This window comes from Allobosea sp. LC85, from assembly GCF_000735605.1.
Lineage (GTDB): Bacteria > Pseudomonadota > Alphaproteobacteria > Rhizobiales > Beijerinckiaceae > Allobosea.
Window position 1 is genome coordinate 158,609 of record NZ_JPKG01000028.1, and the last position, 19,086, is coordinate 177,694.

Here is a 19,086-nt window from a genome sequence, read left to right on the forward strand (position 1 = left end):
TATGCGAGGAAGTTCGCGGTGAGGATAGTCATTGAAAGGCGCCCCGCATCTCAGCGGTCGGCGGTTCGGGGATCGACCGCGTCGCGCAGGGCATCGCAGAGCAGATTGATGGCGAGGATGGTCAGCGTCAGCGCCGCGCAAGGCCAGAGCAGCAGGAGCGGCGCCTGCTCCATCGTGGCGCGCGCGCCCCTGATCATCAGCCCCCAGGACGGCGCCGGCGGAACGACACCAAGCCCGAGGAAGGACAGGCCGCTTTCGATGACGACCGCGGCCGCAACCGTCAGCGACAGCTGCACCAGGAGCGGACCGGCAATATTGGGAAGCACGGTGCGGAGCAGGATGCGGCGGGGCGTGGCGCCGAACGCCCGCGCCGCCTCGACATATTCGCGCGACCGCACCGCAAGCACTTCGGCATAGGCGACGCGCGCAAAGCCCGGCAGATAGAGGACCGACAGGACGAGGATCAGCGTCGCCGCGCCCGGCCCGAGCAAGGTGACGACGAGCAGGGCGAGCAGCACCGGCGGGAAGCACATGATGATCTCGACGCTGCGCACGGTCAGGAACGCACCAAGCCCCTTGCCCCAGCCGCCGATCAGGCCGATCGCGGTGCCCACCGCCCCCGCAACCAACGCCGCAACGAAGGCGACGCCCAGACTTGTGCGCGCCCCCCAGATCAAGCGCGACAGCACATCGCGGCCGAATTCGTCACGGCCGAGCCAGGACCCTGTGGTCGGCGGAGCGAGTCGCTGGACGATGTCCTGCCGGACCGGGTCCGGCAGGCCGAGAAGCGGGGCGGCGAGAGCGACGAGGATGATCAGCGCGACAAAGGCGCCGGGAAGCCAGAGCCGTTTCATCCCGCCTGCACCCTCGGATCAACGATCGCATGAAGAATCTCGACCACAAGGTTGATCAGCAAGAACAACACCGAGATGGTGAGAATGATTCCGACCACCATCGGATAGTCGCGCGCCTCGACGGCGCGCAGCAGCGGCGTCGACAGGCCCGGCCAGTTGAAGACGTATTCGACGAGTACGGTGCCGCCCAGCAAGGTTCCCATTTGCAGGCCGAGCACGGTCAGGACCGGATTGAGCGCATTGCGCAGCACATGGACGACGAGGATGCGCGCCTGCGACAGGCCCTTTGCGCGGGCGGTGCGGACATAGTCATTGGCCAGAGCATCCAGCATCGAGGCGCGCGTCATGCGGAACAGGATCGCGGCCAGGCCCTTGCCGACCGCGAGGGCCGGCAGCGTGAGCAGCTTGAGATGCTGGGCCGGGTCCTGCGTGAACGGCACGAACCCGCCGGCGGGCATCAGCCGCAAGGTCTGCGCCATCAGCAGCACGAGCAGCGTGCCCACCACGAAAACCGGCACGGCCAGCAGCAGCGCCGTGACGCCCGAGGCGATGCGATCGAAGCGCCCGCCCCGATGAAGGGCCGCATAGACGCCGGAGGGCACACCGACGGCGATGCCGATCAAGGTACCGGCGAGAATGAGCTCCAGCGTCCGCGGCAGGCGTAGCGCGATCTCGCTCAGCACCGGATAATCATCGACCAGGGAATGTCCGAGATTTCCTTGCATGAGGCCAGCGAGGAATGCGCCGTACTGCGCGAGCAACGGCCGCTCGAGTCCAAGCTTTTCACGCAACTCGGCGACAGCCGCCGGATCGGGCGAGATCCCACCCGTCGAAAGCAGCAGTTCGGCAGGGTCGCCCGGCACCATGTGCAGGGCGAGGAAGACGATCGTTGCAACGACCCAGGCCAGGCCGAGCGAGACCGCGAGGCGGCGCGCGAACCAGGTCGCGCTCATCCGAAATAGGTCTCTTCGAGCGTCGCTCCGGACGAGGTGGTGAGGGCGCCCGGCAGGTTGGTGAAGCCCATCACACGCTTGTCCATGCCATAGCCCTGCGAGCGCCAGGCGAGGCCGACCAGGGGCACCTCCTCGAGCGCCGCGCGCTGCATCTCCTTGTAGATCTCGACCCGCTTGGCCTGATCGAACTCGGAACGCCCCTTGGCGAGCGCGGCAATCGTGCGCGGCGCGTCGACCTTGAAGGAGCGGCCATGGGTCGGTGACAACGAGGTGTCGAGCACCACGGTGAGGCCGTCAGGGTCGTTATTGTCCGACGAGACGCCGTGGATTGCCATGTCGTACTGGCCGCGCGTGCCACGGCTCACCCGGGTCGACCAGTCCGGCAATTGCAGCTCGCACTGGATGCCGATGGCGGCGAGATGCTGCTGCACCACCTCGGCCGTGTCCTTGTGCATGCCGAACTGCGAGGTCGCGAGCAGCGTCGACTGGAAGCCATTGGCGAACCCCGCCTCGGCGAGCAGGGCCTTGGCGCGGGCTGGATCATAGTTCCAGCCATGCGCCAGTTCCTTGTCATACCAGGGCGTGCCCTCGACGATGGGCAGGCCCTCAAGCGGCTTGCCGCGCCCGAAGAAGGCGGCCTTGACGATATCGTCGCGCTTCACGGCATGGGCGATGGCCCGGCGCACGCGCGGATCGTTGAAGGGCGGCTTGGTGCCGTTGAAGAGGATGTCCATGAACGGCCCCTCGACGGAATCGAGCTTCAGCCTGGGGTCGGCCTCGACCGCGGACATCGACTGCCACGGCACATACTCGATCATGTCGACATCGCCGGATTGCAGCGCGGCGAAGCGCAGGTTCTCGTCGGCATAGACGACGAACTTGATGCCCTTCAGCTTCGGAAAGCCCGGCTTGTAGAACTTGTCGAAGGCGACGAGATCGAGCGAGGTCCCGCGCTCCTGCCCGATCAGCTTGAAGGGACCTGCTCCGACCGGCTCGTTCGGCGCCGATTTCCGCCAGATCACGAAGGTGTTGTAGTTGCCGAACCAGCTCGGCAACGTCGCCTGCGGCAGTTTGGTGACGAGCCGGATGGTCTTCGGATCGGGAATCTCGACGCGCTCGATACCCTGGAACTGGGTGCGCATATAGGCGGTCGACTTCTCGCCGGCGATCTGCTCGATCGACCACTTCACGTCCTCGGCCGTGACCGGCTCGCCATTGTGGAAGACGCAGCCCTGCCGCAGCTTGAAGACCCAGGCGCCATCGCCGTCCAGCGACCAGGAATCGGCGAGCTCGCCTCGCAACTCGCCCTTGCTGCTATAGGAGACGAGGCTGCGATTCGTGAGCATCTTCACCGTACCGGCGGAGGCTCCCGTGCTGACCCAGGGCTGAAGATTGGGCGGAAAGGCGGAAAGCCCGTAGCGGAGGATACCGCTCGCACGCTGCGCGCGCCCCGGCATCGACATGAACGGCAGGGCAAGCCCGGCCTGGAGGATGGCACGACGCGTCGTGGTCATGAAACGATCTCCCCGAACCGGGCCTTCGAAGGTCGCCGGTCTCTTTACAAGTAGCGAGTTGAAAACTTGTCTGTCAACGCGCGCCCTGCGTGATTATGCGCCCTGTCACGCTCAAAAATAGCGCGATCCGATAGTCGTAGCACAAGGTCGCTTTGCAGGTGCAGCAAAGTATGTAAATCTGTTTACAAGTGAACTTGCCAAGTTCGTGATGGCCAGGAACAGAAGGCGCCCGTGTCTCCCCGCCCGAAACTGAGCGACGTTCTCTATGCGGACATGCTGGAGCGCCTTCGACGCGGCCAAGTCTTCGCCGACGGCAAGCTGCCCTCCGAGAATGAACTGAGCCAGGAGTTTGGCGTCTCGCGCCCGACCGTGCGCGAGGCCTTGCGGCGCCTGCGCGATGACGGCCTGATCCATTCCAGGCAAGGTGCCGGCAGCTTCGTCGCGGCAGTACAGCCGCAGCAGCCCTCACCGCCGCCCCGCCCTCCCGTGAGCAAGGACGAAGGCATTCGAACCATCTCGGATGTGAGGCGTGTCTATCAGTTCCGGATCGCGCTCGAAGGCGAGGTTGCCTATGCAGCCGCGCTGCATCGCAGCGAGGCGGATATCGTCGCGATCCAGAGGGAGCTCGACGCGATCCACCTCGCGATCAAGACGGGCAGAATCGGCGTGCAGCAGGACAGCGATTTCCACGCGGCGATCGCACGGGCAACCCAGAACCCCTATTTCGAGGCCGCCCTGGCCGCGGTGAGGCCGCAGGTCGATTTCGTCATCGACCTGGCGCGCAGCTTCTCCGTCCTGCAATCGGCCGAGCACCTCGCCATGGTTCAGCGCGAGCATACGGCTGTCTTCGAGGCCATCCGTGACGGCGACGGCGTCCGGGCGCGCGAGGCCATGCAGGCCCATATCCGCAATGCCCAGGAACGGGTGTTCGACGGCATCCAGTTCTGAAGATCCACCAGGAAGGAGCCTCGGGCTCACTCAAGCTGGGGATCGCATTCTCGCGCTCGCTTTCATGCTTGACGCGCATCATGGCATAGTTAGCATTCAAAATGGGAATGGTACCGTCAGATGGATCTGCGCCAGCTTGAAGCGTTTGCCGCCGTCATGTCCGCCGGGAGCATCACCGGCGCAGCGCGGCTGCTCGGCCGCTCGCAACCTGCCCTGACCCGCCTGATCCAGGAGCTCGAGGAGACACTGGGTTTCAGCGTGCTTCATCGCAGCGGCCCGCGCGTCACTCCCACGGAGCGCGGGCTGCGCTTTCACCAGGAAGTCGAGCCTGTCATCACCTGGCTTCGTCACCTGCGCGAGCGGGCAGAGGCCATCGCCGCCGACAAGCCGCGCTCGCTCGAGATCGCAGCGATCGCCTCCTTCGCCGCCGGCATGCTGCCCGCAGCCCTGGCGCGGCTCGGCCAGAATGCTCTGCCGGAACAAGTCCATATCCGTGCAGCGCTGGCCGAGCAGGTCGTCCAGTCGGTCGCGACCCATGTCGCCGAGATCGGTGTGACCAGCCTGCCGGTCGATCATCCCGCCCTCGAAATCCACTGGATCGGCGAAGCGCCATGTGTTGCCGCTGTCCGCGCCGACGATCCCCTTGCGGCTTCCGACACGATTCCACTGGCCTCGGTCGAGGGACGCCGCCTGATCACGATGGCCAACCCGTTCCGCTGGCGCAGGCGCGTCGACATCGCGCTCGAACAGGTTGGCGTCCGGCCGGCCTCGGTCCTCGACGCCAACACCTCGAACACGGCGCTGATGGCGGCGCGTGCCGGGCTCGGCATCGCCATCCTCGAACCGGTGATCGCCTATGGCATGCCGCTCGAGGGCGTCGCTATCCGCAAGCTCGACGTGCCGATCGCCTTCTTCTGGGGCGTGGTCACACCCTACGGCCGGCCACTGACGCCCCTCGTCGAAGGGCTGGTCGGCGCGCTGGAGGCCGTCGCGCGCGAGACGCTGCCCGGCTTCGTCAAACACCCTCCCACGGCGCGTGACCGCCTGCTGGCCGATATCTTCGGCCCGGCGCCAGCCGCTGCCAGAACGATCGGAAGAACGGCATGAATGCCGCATTGCCGGCCCCGATGGGCCTCCCCGCATTGGAGCAGCGCCTCCGTCAGGACCTTGAATGGCTGGAATGGCCGGCGAAGGATTGGGTGCCGCGGCGCGAGTTCGATGGCATGCGTGTTCGCGACGTCGTCGTGATCGGAGCAGGCATGTGCGGTCTGGCAGCCTCAGCTGCGCTCAAGGGGCTCGGCCTTTCGAACATGACCATTCTCGATCGCGCTCCCGCCGGCCAGGAAGGCCCGTGGATGACCTATGCGCGGATGGAAACCCTGCGCTCGCCCAAGCAGCTCACCGGCCCCGCGCTCGGCCTGCCGGCGCTGACCTTCCGCGCCTGGTATGAGGCGCAGTTCGGCCGCGCGGCCTGGAACGCCCTCGGCAAGATTCCGCGCCCCATGTGGATGGATTACCTCATCTGGTATCGCCGCGTGCTGAGCCTCCCGATCACGAACGGAACCTCGCTCGACGCGGTGAGGCCGCTGGCCGATGACATCCTGGCCCTCGACATCTCGGATGCAGAAGGAGCACGCACCATCCTCACGCGGCATCTGGTGCTTGCCACCGGCCGCGACGGGTTGGGCGGCCCCTGGGTGCCACCGATCGTGCATGGCATCGACCGCAAATTCTGGGCCCATAGCGCGGACGATATCGACTTTGCGGCGTTGAAGGGCCTGCGGGTCGGCGTGATCGGTGCCGGAGCCTCCGCCATGGACAATGCTGCGACGGCGCTGGAGCATGGGGTTGCCAGTCTCGATCTGATCGTGCGCCGCAAGGATCTGCCGCGGATCAACAAATTCACCGGCATCGGCAGCCAGGGCGTTGTGCACGGCTTCGCGGGGTTGCCCGATGACTGGAAATGGCGCTTCCTCGACTACGCGCTGAAGGCGCAGACACCGCCGCCGCGCGACAGCACTTTGCGCGTCTCGCGCCATGCCAATTCACGCTTCCATCTCGGCAGCCCGTTGCTCGATCTCGCGGAACAGGATGGCCATCTCGTGCTGACCACGCCGAAGGGCGTGCATCATCTCGACTTTCTGATTTTCGCGACAGGCTTCTCGGTCGATTCCGACCTGCGGCCGGAGCTCACGGCGGTCGCCCCCTTCATCCGCTTCTGGAAGGACCGCTATGCGCCGCCGCCAGGGCACGACAGCGCCGAGTTGCTGCACGCACCCGATCTCGGCCCCGCCTTCGAATTCCAGGAGAAAGCAGCGGGCACCTGCCCGGCCCTCTCGCGCATACACTGCTTCAACTATCCCGCGATGCTGAGCCACGGAAAGCTTTCGGGCGACATCCCGGCGGTCAGCGACGGCGCGGAGCGGCTGGCCCGCGGCATCGCCCGCGCACTTTTCGTCGCCGATCGCGAGACGCATTACCGGGCCTTGATGGCCTATGATACGCCCGAGCTGCTTGGCGACGAGTGGCAGGATGCAGATGCCGAACTGGAGGCCAGCCATGCCGGCACGTGAGCGCCCGCTGGTCGAGGCCTTCTACGGCATCTCCTCGCCCTGGGCCTATTTCGGCGCGCCCAGGCTTTACGACATCGTCGAACGCACAGGCGCACGTCTCCGGCTCCGGCCGATCCGGATCATCGAAGCGAATGGCGGCATTCCGCTGCGGACCCGCCCCGATCCGCGTCAGGCCTATCATGCAGTCGAGCTCGACCGCTGGCGCCGGCAGCTCGGCATGGAACTCAACCTGAAGCCGCGCTTCTACCCGTGCCGGACGATCGAACCGGCAGCGCAGGCCGTGATCGCCATCGACCGTGCCGGCCTCGATGCGCGCAGCTTCTCCTTTGCCATCCAGCGCGCCCTCTGGGCCGAAGAGCGGGACATTGCCGATCTCGATACGCTGAAGGCGATCGCCCGCAATACGCTTGGCGACGACGCGGTACCGCTCGTCTCCAAACCCCAGCAGCCAGCGATTGTCGCTGCCTGGAACGACAATCTCGACGAGGCCGAGCGTCTCGGCATCTTCGGCACCCCCACCTACGTCGTGAACGGCGAACTGTTCTGGGGCCAGGACAGGCTCGATTTCGTCGAACGCGCATTGCTGACCGTCTCTCCAATGCCTGCCCCGCCCCTTGCCCCCGCCCCTTGAAGGAGTCGACCATGAAGTCGTTGTCGATCGTTGCCGCCCTAGGAACCGTGCTCCTCGTCACCGCAGCGGGCGCCCCGGCCCGTGCCGACTATCCCGACAAACCGATCGAGATGATCGTTGCCTTCGCCCCCGGCGGCGGCACCGACGTCGCCGCCCGCTCGATTGCCCGCTACATGGAGAAATATCTCGGGCCGGGCGCCCGTATCGGCGTCGTCAACAAGCCCGGCGCCGGCGGCGAGATCGGCTGGACCTCGGTCGCCCAGGGCAAGGCCGACGGCTACACCATCGGCTTCATCAACGCGCCGGCGATCAACGCCCTCGTCGTCGAGGGCAAGGCGAAGTTCAGGATGAGCGACTTCCAGCCCGTCGCCAATCTCGTCTACGATCCCGGCGTCCTGGTCGTGCCGAAAAATAGCCCCTATTCCTCGCTGAAGGACCTGGTCGACGCAGCCAAGAAGGCTTCGGGCGCAGTCGTCATCGGCACCTCGGGCGCGAGCGGCTCCTCGGAGCATATCGCGCTCCTGAACTTCCAGCGCCTCGCCGATGCCAAATTCACCCCGGCCTTCTTTGGTGGCACGGCGCCGGTGCGTCAGGCCGTGCTCGGAGGCCATGTCCCGGCCGCGACGATGAATCTCAGCGAGGCGCTGCAGATCGCACGCGAAGGCACCATCAAGGTCATCGGCGTGATGAGCGCCGAGCGCTCGTCCTATTTGCCGGAGGCACCGACCTTCCGCGAAGGCGGCTATGACGTTGTCGTCGGCGCCTCGCGCGGCATCGCAGCCCCGAAGGGCATCCCGGCCGATGTCATCGCCAAGCTGGAAAAGGCGATCGACCAGGCGCTGAAGGATCCCGAATATCTCGATGCCGCCAAGAAGGCCGAGATTCCGCTGCAATATCTCGCCTCGTCAGACTTCAAGGCCTTCCTCGACCGCGCCTCGACCGATCTCGAGGCCACCTGGAAGGCAACGCCATGGAAGTGACGCCCGAGGCATCCGCCCCACAGGGGCGGTCGCGAAGCCTCGCGGAAATCGGATTCGCCACCATTCTGGTGGCGACCTCCGTCGCGGTGATCACGACTGCCTCGACCTACCCGGCGGAGAGCGCGGCCTACCCGGTCGCGATCGGCATCGGCATGGCCGTGATCGGCTGCTGGATCGCGTTACGCGAAATCCTGCGACGGCAGCGGGGCAATCCGATGCAAGGCAGTTTCGCCGAGCACGCCCCTCGCCTCGCCATCGGTGTCGCGGCGCTTGTCGCCTATTTCGCGGCGGTCAGCCTCATCGGCTTCATCCTGCCGAGCCTCGCACTTTGCGTGTTGCTGCCGGCCGCCGTCGGTTTCCAGCGCTGGCGCCTCTCGGTCGTCGTCGCCGTGGTCTGCGTGATCTCGATCCTGGCGATCTTCGTCTACGCGCTTGAACGCCCGATCCCGCCGGACGTCCTCTCCCCATATCTGGGACGGCTCAAATGATCGACGCCCTCCTCCACGCCGTTCCGCTTGTCTTCGCTCCGATGAACATCCTTGCGATGTTCATCGGCCTGATCGCCGGTCTGATCGTCGGCTGCCTGCCGGGTCTGACCGTCGTCACCGGCCTTGCGGTGCTGATCCCGCTCACCTTCGGGCTCGATCCGATGTTCGCACTCGGCATGATGGCCGGCATGTATAATGGCGGTTCCTATGGCGGCGCCATTCCGGCCATCCTGATGCGGGTACCGGGCACGCCGGCTTCTGTCGCGACCGTGCTCGACGGCTACAAGATGACCCAGAAGGGCCAGGCAGCCTACGCGCTTCAGGTGGCGCTTCTGTCCGGCGTCATCGGCAGCGTCCTGTCCTCGATCTCGCTCATCCTGCTCTCGCCGCCGCTGGTCTCCTTCAGCCTGATGTTCGGGCCGATCGAGTATTTCTGGCTCGGCATCCTTGGCCTTGCGACGGTCTCCTCGCTGCTCGGCGACGATCTGCCCAAGGGGCTCATCGCGTGCGGCATCGGCCTGCTGATCGGCGCCGTCGGCCAGGATATCTCGAATGGCACCGAGCGCTTCACCTTCGGCCAGCTCGACCTGCTCGACGGCTTCAGCGCCATTGTGCTGCTCACCGGGCTTTTCGCTGTCCCGCCCGTGCTGCAGATTGTCGAAGAAGCGGTGAAGACCGGCATGAGCGGCGACAAGCTCAAACTGCACCGCCAGGGCTCGGCGCTCAGCCAATGGCGCTTCTTCACGCCGGTCTGGATCCGCAGCTCGATCATCGGCATCATCATCGGCATCCTGCCGGGCGCGGGTGGCAGCATGTCGTCCTTCCTCGCCTATAACGAGGCCAAGCGCGTCGCCCGCAATCCGGAGACCTTTGGCCATGGCAATCCGGAAGGCGTCGCAGCCTCCGAATGCGGCAACGGCGCTGACAACGCCGCGTCCCTGATCCCGGCGCTGGCGCTTGGCATTCCGGGCTCGGGCGTCGCCGCGGTCATCCTCGGCGGCCTGCTCGTGCACGGCCTTAGGCCGGGCCCGCAGCTCTTTCGCGAGCATCCGGACATCGTCTACGGCTTCATGCTGCAATTCCTGGTGACGTCGTTGCTGCTCGCCATCGTCGGCGGTCTCGCGGCAACGCGGATCTTCGGCCAGGTGCTGCGGCTGCCGCGCATCGTGCTCGCGCCGGTGATCCTGCTTTTCGTCACCGTCGGCGTCTATTCGGTCAACAACTCGCTGTTCGACCTCTGGGTGCTGCTGGGCGTCGGGCTGATCGGCTATGTGCTGGAGCGACTCGATTATCCCAGTGCCCCGATCGTGCTCGGCCTGCTGCTCGGCCCGATGGTCGAGAGCCAGCTCCGGCTCGCCTTGACCATCTCCGGCGGCAAGACGACGGCGCTGCTCTCGACCCCGATCGCCGTGACGCTAGCCCTGCTCAGCGCCGCCATCCTGCTGACTCCGGCTTGGCGGTTGTGGCGCGAGCGCGGCAAGACACCCGTCGTCGAGGGAGCGGCAGGCCGTTAGGCGCTCAGCTTCGAGAGTGCCAGCGAGCCCGGTTCGGATTGAATCCTGAGCCGGGCTCGCTTCGGCACGGATGTGACCGCGCTGACGAATACCCTGGCATGAGCTCCCTGATCGCGAGGCCAGCTCGCCGCCCTTGCGAGCGCTCAGCCTGCGCCGAATGCGCGCACGTAACCGTGATCGGGGCTTGATCCCGCCCTGGTGTCAGCTTGTAGGAAAGCATTAACCGCGCTTCTTCACCTCCTGTCAGCCCTGATCATCCACGCTCCTCCGCATGTCCGCTCGCCAACCCCGCTCGATCCTCGGTCTCGCCGTCGCATTGGCGCTCGGTGCCGTTGCGCTGACCGGCTGTGTCAGCGGCGAAGGCGACACGCGCCATCTCCAGCCCCTGCCGGCGCGTCTGGTCGCCGAGATGTCGGGCAAGGGCATGACGCAGGCCGATCCGATTCTGGTGCGCCTCTTCAAGCAGGAAAGCGAACTCGAAGTCTGGAAGCGGGATCGCAGCGGACAGTACGCGTTGCTCAAGACCTATCCGATGTGCCGCTGGTCAGGGCAGCTCGGACCCAAGAAACGCGAGGGCGACCGGCAGGCTCCGGAAGGGTTCTATACCGTCACCGCAGACCTGATGAATCCGCGCTCGCAGTTCTACCTTTCCTTCAATCTCGGCTACCCCAACGCTCTCGAGCAGGCGCAGGGCTATACGGGCTCGGCCTTGATGGTGCATGGCGCCTGCACCTCGGCCGGCTGCTACGCCATGACGGATGAGGGCGTCACCGAGATCTACGGCCTGGCGCGCGAGGCCTTTGCAGGCGGACAGCGCAGCTTCCAGGTCCAGGCGCTGCCCTTCCGCATGACGCCGCAGAACATGGCCCGGCATCGCAACAACCCGAACATCGCCTTCTGGCGCAATCTCAAGGAAGGCTCCGACCATTTCGAGGCGACAAGACAGCCGCCGGCGCTCGCCGCCTGTGGCCGCCGCTATGTCTTCAATCCCAGCGGGGGATCGGGCCCTTTCAGCCCCGACGCGCCCTGCCCTGCCTATGAGGTCGAGCCGAACTTTGCGGCGCTCGTGGCGCAGCGTCGGTCCCGCGATGAGCAGCGCTTTGCCGACTTGGTCGGCAGCGGCGTACCGGCGATGAGCTACGCCTATCTCGATGGCGGCATGCACAAGAGCTTTCGCGGCCTCCTGCAGAAACTGGGGCCGGAACGGATGCAGACCATGGTCGCCGGCAAGGTCGAGATCAGCCGGCCGGAAGCAGCGTTGGCGGACCCGTTCAACGGGGGCAATGAAACCGCCGAGACCACGGCGTCTCTCGCCAAACGATAGCCCGGCGAACGCCGACGAGCCCGACATCAAGCATGCAAGTCCTCAAATTCATTCGCTACGGCGCCTGGCTCCTGGTCGGCGTCATCACCTTCGTCAGTGCCGCGATCCTGCTGGGCTGGTGGCAGGTCGACGGCCCTGGGCGCCCATCGACGGAAACGACGACCGCCCAGGGCGTCCCTCAGGTCGGCGGCCCGTTCACGCTGATCGACCACAAGGGGAAAGCTGTCACCGACGCCGATTTCCGCGGCAAGCCAGTCGCGGTGTTCTTCGGCTTCACCCACTGCCCGGAGGTCTGCCCCACGACGCTGCTCGACATGACCAACTGGCTCGCCAAGCTCGGCCCTGACGCGGACAAGCTGCAGATCCTGTTCATCACGGTCGATCCCGAACGCGACACGCCGGAGCAGTTGGCACTCTACCTGCAGTCCTTCGATCCCCGGATCGTCGGTCTCTCCGGCAGCCGCGAGCAGGTCGATGCGGCGATCGGCACCTACAAGGCCTATGCCAAGCGCATCCCGACCGAAGGCGGCTACACCATGGACCACACCGCGTCGGTCTACCTGATGGACGCGCAGGGCCGCTTCAAGACCATGATCGACTACCACGAGGATGAAGCCACCTCGCTCGCCAAGATCAGGCGAGTGCTCGGCTGAGCGCTTGTCCCTCGACAATCCCAGGGTGCCTGGAAGGCGCGTGATCGGGAGCCGTATCACCGAGGCAAATCCCGACCTCTTGCGCTATGCTGCCATCGTTCCGATTCCGCGAAAGCGCCAGCGACCATGTCAGACAGCGACAGCCAGGACAGCGTCATCACGACGGGCCTGACCGTCCGGCTTTACGATGCGCTTTCACAGGCCATCGTTGCCGGTGAGCTTGCTCCCGGCGAGAAGCTGAGCGAACCCGTCATCGCGCGGCGCTATGGTGCCAGCCGGGCACCTGTGCGCGAGGCGATCCGCCGCCTCCAGGAGCGTGGCCTCGTCACCTATGTCGCCAATCAGGGCGTGCGCGTCGCCGAGCCCAGCGCCGCGGAATTCCTCGCGCTGCTCGATGTGCGCGAAGCCACCGAGGGCATGGCCGCCCGCCTCGCCGCCGTGAATATGAGCGATGCGGAGATCAGGGCGCTCGAAGATCTGGTTGCCGGCCATCGCGACGAGATCGAGCGCAACCCGCTCGGCGCCTATCTGCAGGACGAGCCGGAGGCGGATTTCCATCGGCGCATCGCCAATGGCAGCGGCAATCCGATTCTCGCCGAATTGCTCTGCGAGCAGTTCTATCCGCGCCTGCGCCTGTGCCGGCGCCTGCATTCGACCGTTCGGGGACGCGGACGCGAGGCCTGGCGCGAACATGTGCGCATCACGGAAGCGATCAGCCATCGCGACGGCGAGTTGGCGGAGATCCTGATGCGGCGCCACATCCGCGCCGCCAGGACAGCCTTGCAGGCGGCGCTGTCCACCGTCGAGGCGATCAGGCCGGTAAAACGCCGCGCCGGCTCCGGCGAAGGCGAATAGCGCTCAGCCGGCGGAGATGGCGGGCTCGGCCTTCGGCCGCGCCCGAAGCCGGGCCAGGATTGGCGGCACGACCAGCACGAGAAACGCGATCGAGAGCAGCGTCGTGGCGATTGGCGTGCTGACCAGCACGCCCCAGTCACCCTGGCTGACCGCAAGCGCACGCCGCAGCTGGATTTCGGCCTGCGGCCCGAGGATCAGGCCAATCAGCACCGGAGCGATCGGGAAATCATAGACCCTTGCCACATAACCGATGAGCCCGAGCCCGCACATCAGCAGCAGGTCCATCCAGGAGGTCGACAGCCCCCAGACGCCGACCAGCGCGAAGACGACGATGCCGCCATAGATATAGTGCCGCGGGATCAGCAGGAGCCGCACCCAGATGCCGACCAGCGGCAGGTTCAGCACGAGCAGGATCAGATTGCCGATATAGAGCGAAGCAATCAGGCCCCAGAGCAGGTCGGGATTGGTCGCAAACAGCATCGGCCCGGGCTGCAGCCCGTAGTTCTGGAAGGCGGCGAGCAACACCGCGGCCGTCGCCGTCGACGGCAGGCCGAGCGTCAGCAATGGCACCAGAATGCCGGCTGCGGCCGCATTGTTGGCGGCTTCCGGGCCGGCGACGCCTTCGATCGCACCATGCCCGAACTCCTTCGGATGCTTGCTCAGGCGGCGCTCCAGCGCATAGGACAGGAAGGTCGGGATTTCCGTGCCGCCGGCCGGCAGTGCGCCGATCGGAAAGCCGATGACGCTGCCGCGCAGCCAAGGCTTCCAGGAGCGCGCCCAGTCCTGCCGTGTCATCCAGCTCCCACCCGATAGCGGGTTGATCGCGGCCGGCACCGTACCGCTGCGACTCGCAACGTAGAGTGCCTCGCCGATCGCAAAGAGCGACACCAGCACGACGGTGAAGGAGACGCCATCGAGCAGCTCGAGCGTTCCGAACACCATGCGGGTCTGCCCGGTCTGGGTGTCGATGCCGATCGTGCCCAGCGCCAGGCCGAAGAACAGAGCCGTGAAGCCGCGCACCATCGACCGGCCCATCACCACGGCAACCGAGGTGAAGGACAAGACCATCAGGGCAAAATAGTCCTCCGGCCCGAAGACGAAGGCGAGTTCCGCGATCGCCGGTGCGAGAAAGGTCAGCGCCAACGTGCCGATCGTGCCCGCGACGAAGGAGCCGATCGCCGCTGTCGCCAGCGCAGCCGCGCCGCGCCCGTTGCGGGCCATGCGATTGCCTTCGAGTGCGGTCATCACCGCCCCGCTTTCGCCGGGCGTGTTGAGCAGGATCGAAGTCGTCGAACCGCCATAGAGCGCGCCGTAGAGAATGCCGGCGAACATGATGAAGGCCGAGGCGGGAGCGACCTGCGCCGTGACCGGCATCAGCAGCGCAATGGTCAGCGCCGGCCCGATCCCGGGAAGCACGCCGACCGCGGTGCCGAGCGCGCAACCGATCAGCGCCCAGAACAGGTTCATCGGCTGCAGCGCGACGGCAAATCCCCCGATCAGCTGGCTCAGGACGTCCATGGCTTCACCCAATCAGCGGCAGGAAGGGGCCAAGGCTGATGCCGAGGCGGGAGAAGCCGAACCACGCAACGCTGCCGAGCACGGCTCCGACCATGAGGTCGAGCCCGGTCCGGCGCGAGCCGAACGCATGTGTCACCAGCGTGAAGGCGAGCATCGCCGTGAACGGGAAGCCGAGCCAGCGGATGGTCAGGAGCGGGATGCTCACCCCTGCCAGCGCGAGCAGGAAGGCCGAACGCGACGGCGGAGTGTCCTCCTCCCCCTCCGGAGCCGGGACGAGTTCTCCGCGCATCGCCTGGGCGATCAGGATGACCCCAAGGACGGTGAGCCCGATTCCGACGGCCAGGATGATGGCCGCCGGCCCGACCCCGATATAGTTCGTGGTCGAAGCGATGCTGCGAGCACCGTTAAGCCACAGCGCCCCCATCGCGAGCACGCCGAGCCCCAGCCACCATGGACGGGGCTTGCGGGCATCCTGTCTGCCTGGATTGACCGACATCGTTCGGGCTCCTCGAGAACAAGCGTCGGCTACAGCGCGCAACCATCGGTCACGCGCCGATCCGGCAGGCTGTCATTTCAGGATGCCGACTTCCTTGAGCGCGCTCGACCAGCTCGCATCCTCGGCCTTGAGGAAGGCAGCGAACTGGTCGCCCGGGAGATAGGCATCTTCCCAGCCCTGGGTCTTCAGCGTTTCCTTCCAGACCGGCGTCTGGTGCAGCTTGGCGAAGCGCTCGAGCCAGGTCTTCTTGGCTGCCTCGCTCATGCCCGGCGCGCCGACGAAGCCACGCCAGTTGCCGATCTCGACCGGAATGCCGGATTCCTTCAGCGTCGGCGCGTTGAGTCCGTCGACACGCGTCGGACCTGAGACCGCGATGATGCGGATGCGGCCAGTTTCGGCGAACTGGCGGAATTCCGACGCGCCGGAAATCGCAGCCTTGATCTTGCCGCCGCCGAGAGCCGCCAGGATTTCCCCGCCCGAGAAGGACACGAAATTGATCTTCGCAACCGGAGCTCCGGCATGCTTGGCGAGCAGCGCCAGCATGACATGGTCCGCGCCGCCGGCCGAACCGCCGCCGACCGAGAGCGCGCCCGGATCGGCCTTCATCGCCGCGATGAAATCCTGCGGCGTCTTGATCGGCGAGTTAGCCGGGACGGCGATCGCGTTGTACTCATTGGTCAGGCGCAGCAGCGGAGTCGTGTCCTTGAGGGACACAGGCGTTTGATTGGTGATGACGCCGCCGACCATGATGACGCCCGTCACCAGCAGTGCGTTGTCGTCGCCCTTGGAGGTGCGGACGAATTCGGCAAGCCCGATCGTGCCGGCAGCTCCGCCCTTGTTGGTGAAGGACGCGCCGTCGGTGAAGACCTTCGACTGCGCGAAGGCAGCCATCGTGTGGCGGCCGGCACCATCCCAGCCGCCACACGGATTGGCCGGAATCATCACCTTGGCCGGCTCGGCAGCCGCCATGCCCGTGCTCAGGACCAGCGCCAGCGCGCCAGTCGTCATCAGACGCCTCAACATCTCGTTTCCTCCCGTTGGTTGCCGCCGCCTTGTCTGGCTGGTCGTGTCTTGCCGCGCGACGCGCGGAGTTTGGTCGCCGGCTTCGCGCCGGCTCGCATACTGGTCGTCAGGCGCTCCGCTCGTGCTGCGGCATGGCTTCCGGCGTGATGGTCGCGACGATCGAGGCGTCGAGCGCCTCGTAGTCATGCAGCCCGATGGTCGCGTAGAGCTCGGCGCGGGTCTGCATCTGCTCGACCATGCCATGAGTGCCGCCATCGCGAGCCAGCGCAGCGTAAAGCCTCTCCTGCGCCTTGTTGGCGACGCGCAGCGAGGAGACCGGCCAGATCACCATGCGGTAACCCATCGCCTCGAACTCAGAGGCGGTGAAGAAGGGCGTGCGTCCGAACTCGGTCATGTTGGCAAGCAGCGGCACGCCCGGCACACGACGCGCGAACTCCTTGAACATTTCGGCGGTAGTGAGCGCCTCCGGGAAAATCGCGTCGGCGCCGGCTTCCAGATAGAGATTTGCGCGCGCGACCGCGCCATCGATGCCCTCGCTCGCCGCGGCATCGGTGCGGGCGATGACATAGAGATGCCGGCGGGCCTTCACCGCAGCCGCAACCTTTGCCGCCATGTCATGGGCGTCTGCGAGCTTCTTGTCGTTGAGGTGGCCGCATTTCTTCGGCAGCAACTGGTCTTCGATATGGACCGCACCCGCCCCCGCGTCCTCGAAGGCGCGGACCATGTTCATGACGTTGAGCGCCTCGCCATAACCGGTATCGCCGTCGACCAATACTGGCAAACCGCTGGCTCGCGCCACCTGCCGGATGAAGAAGGCAACCTCGTCGACCGTGATGATGCCGAGATCGGGCAGCCCCATCGAAGCCGTCATGGCAGCGCCGGAGAGATAGAGCGCCTCGAAGCCGGCGGCCTTCGCCTGCAGGGCCGCCATTCCGTTATGGCTGCCGGGCAGCCGGACAATGCCGCGCTGCCCGACCAGCGCCCGAAAGCGCTCGCCGGCCGGCTGCGAAGGACAATCGGAGGCAACGAGATAGGGCATGGGGCCTCAGTTCGCGTAGAGATCGACGTAGTCGTGAACCGGCATGGCTTCGAGCCGCGCCTGATCGAGCGAGACATCGAAAATCTGGCGCTGGCGCTTCTCGACAAAGCGGCGCGCGAGATTGGTGCGGAATTTGGCCTCAAGCAGCGGGATGCCGTCGACGCGACGGCGCTTGTGGCCGATCGGGTACTCCACCACCAGTTCGGGCAGCACCGTCCCGTCATTCAGCGTGATCGTCATGGCGTTGGCGATCGAGCGCTTTTCCGGATCGTGATAATCGCGGGTAAAAGCAGGATCCTCGACGCATTCGATCTTGTCGCGGAGCGCGTCGATGCGCGGATCAGCGGCGATATCGTCTTCGTAGTCACCTGCGGTGAGCCGTCCGAAGATCAGCGGCACGGCGACCATGTACTGGAGGGTGTGGTCGCGGTCGGCCGGGTTATGCAGCGGCCCGCGCTTGTCGATGATCCGGATGCAGGCCTCGTGCGTGCGGACGCGGATCGAAGCGATGTCGTCGCTGCTGCGCCCGAGCTTTTGGAGATGAGCCTGCAGGGTCATCGCCGCTTCGACGGCCGTCTGCGCATGGAACTCGGCCGGATAGGAAATCTTGAACAGCACATGCTCCATGACATAGGAGCCGTACGGTCGCTGGAACTTGAATTCCTGGCCGCGGAACGAGGCGTCGTAGAAGCCCCAGGTCTTCGCCGTCAGGACCGAGGGATAGCCCATCTCGCCACTCCCGGCGATCAGGGCAAGCCTCACCGCGCGGCTCGTCGCATCACCGGCTGCCCAGCTCTTGCGCGAGCCGGCATTCGGTGCGTGGCGATAGGTGCGCAGAGCCTGCCCATCGACGAAGGCAAGTGACAGGGCATTGATGATCTCGTCCCGGTTTAGGCCGAGCAGCCCGGCGACCACGGCGGTAGAAGCCACCTTGACCAGGATGACATGGTCGATCCCGACCTTGTTGAACGCGTTTTCCAACGCGAGACAGCCCTGGATCTCATGGGCCTTGATCATCGCGGTCAGCACGTCGCGCATGGTCAGCGGCGGCCGACCGGCCGCAACTGCGGTCCGTGACAGCCAGTCGGACACAGCCAGGATGCCGCCGAGATTATCCGACGGGTGGCCCCATTCCGCCGCGAGCCAGCAATCGTTGAAATCGAGCCAACGGATCATCGTGCCGATATTGAAGGCGGCCTGGACCGGATCGAGCTGATAGGGCGTGCCGGGCACGCGCGCGCCATTTGGAACCACGGTCCCCGGTACAACCGGGCCGAGCAGCTTGGTGCAGGCGGGGTATTCCAAGGCCTCGAGCCCGCAGCCGAGCGTGTCGAGCAGGCAGTTCCGGGCGGTCTCGTATGCCAGCGAACTGTCGACACGATAGTTCAGGACATAATCGGCGATATCGACGAGCACGCCATCCGGAGCGGGGCGTTCATTGTTGTTGAATCGAGCCATGGACAGGCATTTCCTCACGCCGATCCGGCTGGTCGCCTAGCGCCGCCGGAGATTTATTGTCGACATATGTTTCATATGGCCGGCTGAAAGGCAAGCTTGAGCGCCAACAAAATGAAATATTGTCGACAATGATGGAGCGCTGCCCCGTTCCGTCTCTCCGCTGACGGTCCCTGTCCTCCTCCACATCACCAGGCACGGTGCTCCAAACCGACCTTGGGAAGCCGGCGCAAGATTCAGGAAAATCTGGGGAATCCGAGCAGGGTGC

At 65.8% G+C, this 19,086-nt stretch carries 18 protein-coding genes; 10 read left to right on the top strand and 8 right to left on the bottom strand.

The features are described from left to right. Positions 1-50: 50 nt before the first annotated feature. Genes FG93_RS14350 through FG93_RS14360 form a run of 3 tightly spaced genes read right to left on the bottom strand, consistent with a single transcriptional unit; the run spans position 51 to position 3,321 of the window. The gene (locus tag FG93_RS14350; RefSeq protein ID WP_043235400.1) at positions 51-854 is read right to left on the bottom strand and encodes an ABC transporter permease; all 804 of its coding nucleotides are present in this window, start codon (positions 852-854) and stop codon (positions 51-53) included. Then, entirely contained in the window at positions 851-1,807 is a 957-nt protein-coding gene (locus FG93_RS14355) for an ABC transporter permease (RefSeq protein ID WP_043235401.1), read from the bottom strand. Before FG93_RS14355 ends, FG93_RS14350 begins: the two co-directional genes overlap by 4 nt. Next, complete coding sequence (locus FG93_RS14360; RefSeq protein ID WP_043235404.1) at positions 1,804-3,321, bottom strand: ABC transporter substrate-binding protein; 1,518 nt, start codon at positions 3,319-3,321, stop codon at positions 1,804-1,806. Before FG93_RS14360 ends, FG93_RS14355 begins: the two co-directional genes overlap by 4 nt. 231 nt (positions 3,322-3,552) lie before the next feature. On the opposite strand from FG93_RS14360, the gene FG93_RS14365 reads away from it, so the two are divergent. From FG93_RS14365 to FG93_RS14410, 10 genes are all read left to right on the top strand, one after another. Further along, positions 3,553-4,269: a FadR/GntR family transcriptional regulator gene (locus FG93_RS14365; RefSeq protein ID WP_043235406.1), complete on the top strand. Its 717-nt coding sequence runs from the start codon at positions 3,553-3,555 to the stop codon at positions 4,267-4,269. A 120-nt stretch (positions 4,270-4,389) separates the two neighbouring features. Beyond that, a complete protein-coding gene (locus FG93_RS14370) occupies positions 4,390-5,376 on the top strand; it encodes a LysR family transcriptional regulator (protein ID WP_052513759.1) in 987 nt (328 codons plus the stop codon). Then, the gene (locus FG93_RS14375) at positions 5,373-6,842 is read left to right on the top strand and encodes an NAD(P)-binding domain-containing protein (protein ID WP_043235407.1); all 1,470 of its coding nucleotides are present in this window, start codon (positions 5,373-5,375) and stop codon (positions 6,840-6,842) included. The genes FG93_RS14370 and FG93_RS14375 overlap by 4 nt, the downstream gene beginning before the upstream one ends. Then, positions 6,829-7,473 (top strand): 2-hydroxychromene-2-carboxylate isomerase, encoded by a 645-nt coding sequence (locus tag FG93_RS14380; RefSeq protein ID WP_052513760.1) that lies wholly within the window; start codon positions 6,829-6,831, stop codon positions 7,471-7,473. Before FG93_RS14375 ends, FG93_RS14380 begins: the two co-directional genes overlap by 14 nt. Positions 7,474-7,484: 11 nt before the next feature. After that, a complete protein-coding gene (locus FG93_RS14385; RefSeq protein WP_043235611.1) occupies positions 7,485-8,453 on the top strand; it encodes a tripartite tricarboxylate transporter substrate binding protein in 969 nt (322 codons plus the stop codon). Then, a complete protein-coding gene (locus FG93_RS31230; protein ID WP_052513761.1) occupies positions 8,444-8,941 on the top strand; it encodes a tripartite tricarboxylate transporter TctB family protein in 498 nt (165 codons plus the stop codon). Before FG93_RS14385 ends, FG93_RS31230 begins: the two co-directional genes overlap by 10 nt. Then, a complete protein-coding gene (locus tag FG93_RS14395; protein ID WP_043235409.1) occupies positions 8,938-10,455 on the top strand; it encodes a tripartite tricarboxylate transporter permease in 1,518 nt (505 codons plus the stop codon). Before FG93_RS31230 ends, FG93_RS14395 begins: the two co-directional genes overlap by 4 nt. Before the next feature lie 271 nt (positions 10,456-10,726). Next, the gene (locus FG93_RS14400; protein WP_043235412.1) at positions 10,727-11,779 is read left to right on the top strand and encodes a murein L,D-transpeptidase family protein; all 1,053 of its coding nucleotides are present in this window, start codon (positions 10,727-10,729) and stop codon (positions 11,777-11,779) included. A 32-nt stretch (positions 11,780-11,811) separates the two neighbouring features. Then, entirely contained in the window at positions 11,812-12,432 is a 621-nt protein-coding gene (locus FG93_RS14405) for an SCO family protein (RefSeq protein WP_043235413.1), read from the top strand. 126 nt (positions 12,433-12,558) lie between these two features. Continuing rightward, positions 12,559-13,287 carry a GntR family transcriptional regulator gene (locus FG93_RS14410; RefSeq protein WP_052513762.1) on the top strand — a complete coding sequence of 243 codons (729 nt, stop codon included), beginning with the start codon at positions 12,559-12,561 and terminating at the stop codon, positions 13,285-13,287. A 3-nt stretch (positions 13,288-13,290) separates the two neighbouring features. Here the strand turns inward: FG93_RS14410 and FG93_RS14415 are convergent, their stop codons facing one another. From FG93_RS14415 to FG93_RS14435, 5 genes are all read right to left on the bottom strand, one after another. Then, positions 13,291-14,805: a tripartite tricarboxylate transporter permease gene (locus FG93_RS14415; protein WP_043235415.1), complete on the bottom strand. Its 1,515-nt coding sequence runs from the start codon at positions 14,803-14,805 to the stop codon at positions 13,291-13,293. A gap of 4 nt (positions 14,806-14,809) precedes the next feature. After that, positions 14,810-15,301, bottom strand: coding sequence for a tripartite tricarboxylate transporter TctB family protein (locus tag FG93_RS14420; RefSeq protein ID WP_043235418.1), 492 nt, complete (start codon positions 15,299-15,301; stop codon positions 14,810-14,812). Positions 15,302-15,373: 72 nt separating this feature from the next. Then, complete coding sequence (locus FG93_RS14425) at positions 15,374-16,324, bottom strand: tripartite tricarboxylate transporter substrate binding protein (protein ID WP_043235420.1); 951 nt, start codon at positions 16,322-16,324, stop codon at positions 15,374-15,376. Between the two features lie 106 nt (positions 16,325-16,430). Further along, positions 16,431-17,363: a methylisocitrate lyase gene (gene prpB, locus FG93_RS14430; RefSeq protein WP_043235422.1), complete on the bottom strand. Its 933-nt coding sequence runs from the start codon at positions 17,361-17,363 to the stop codon at positions 16,431-16,433. Between the two features lie 6 nt (positions 17,364-17,369). Beyond that, positions 17,370-18,821 (bottom strand): bifunctional 2-methylcitrate dehydratase/aconitate hydratase, encoded by a 1,452-nt coding sequence (locus FG93_RS14435; protein ID WP_043235424.1) that lies wholly within the window; start codon positions 18,819-18,821, stop codon positions 17,370-17,372. Between the last annotated feature and the right edge of the window lie 265 nt (positions 18,822-19,086).

Coding starts and splice junctions, on each gene's coding strand:
- FG93_RS14350 (WP_043235400.1), bottom strand. CDS start 854: ATGAAACGGCTCTGGCTTCCCGGCGCCTTTGTCGCGCTGATCATCCTC.
- FG93_RS14355 (WP_043235401.1), bottom strand. CDS start 1,807: ATGAGCGCGACCTGGTTCGCGCGCCGCCTCGCGGTCTCGCTCGGCCTG.
- FG93_RS14360 (WP_043235404.1), bottom strand. CDS start 3,321: ATGACCACGACGCGTCGTGCCATCCTCCAGGCCGGGCTTGCCCTGCCG.
- FG93_RS14370 (WP_052513759.1), top strand. CDS start 4,390: ATGGATCTGCGCCAGCTTGAAGCGTTTGCCGCCGTCATGTCCGCCGGG.
- FG93_RS14375 (WP_043235407.1), top strand. CDS start 5,373: ATGAATGCCGCATTGCCGGCCCCGATGGGCCTCCCCGCATTGGAGCAG.
- FG93_RS14380 (WP_052513760.1), top strand. CDS start 6,829: ATGCCGGCACGTGAGCGCCCGCTGGTCGAGGCCTTCTACGGCATCTCC.
- FG93_RS14385 (WP_043235611.1), top strand. CDS start 7,485: ATGAAGTCGTTGTCGATCGTTGCCGCCCTAGGAACCGTGCTCCTCGTC.
- FG93_RS31230 (WP_052513761.1), top strand. CDS start 8,444: ATGGAAGTGACGCCCGAGGCATCCGCCCCACAGGGGCGGTCGCGAAGC.
- FG93_RS14395 (WP_043235409.1), top strand. CDS start 8,938: ATGATCGACGCCCTCCTCCACGCCGTTCCGCTTGTCTTCGCTCCGATG.
- FG93_RS14400 (WP_043235412.1), top strand. CDS start 10,727: ATGTCCGCTCGCCAACCCCGCTCGATCCTCGGTCTCGCCGTCGCATTG.
- FG93_RS14405 (WP_043235413.1), top strand. CDS start 11,812: ATGCAAGTCCTCAAATTCATTCGCTACGGCGCCTGGCTCCTGGTCGGC.
- FG93_RS14410 (WP_052513762.1), top strand. CDS start 12,559: ATGTCAGACAGCGACAGCCAGGACAGCGTCATCACGACGGGCCTGACC.
- FG93_RS14415 (WP_043235415.1), bottom strand. CDS start 14,805: ATGGACGTCCTGAGCCAGCTGATCGGGGGATTTGCCGTCGCGCTGCAG.
- FG93_RS14420 (WP_043235418.1), bottom strand. CDS start 15,301: ATGTCGGTCAATCCAGGCAGACAGGATGCCCGCAAGCCCCGTCCATGG.
- FG93_RS14425 (WP_043235420.1), bottom strand. CDS start 16,324: ATGTTGAGGCGTCTGATGACGACTGGCGCGCTGGCGCTGGTCCTGAGC.
- prpB (WP_043235422.1), bottom strand. CDS start 17,363: ATGCCCTATCTCGTTGCCTCCGATTGTCCTTCGCAGCCGGCCGGCGAG.
- FG93_RS14435 (WP_043235424.1), bottom strand. CDS start 18,821: ATGGCTCGATTCAACAACAATGAACGCCCCGCTCCGGATGGCGTGCTC.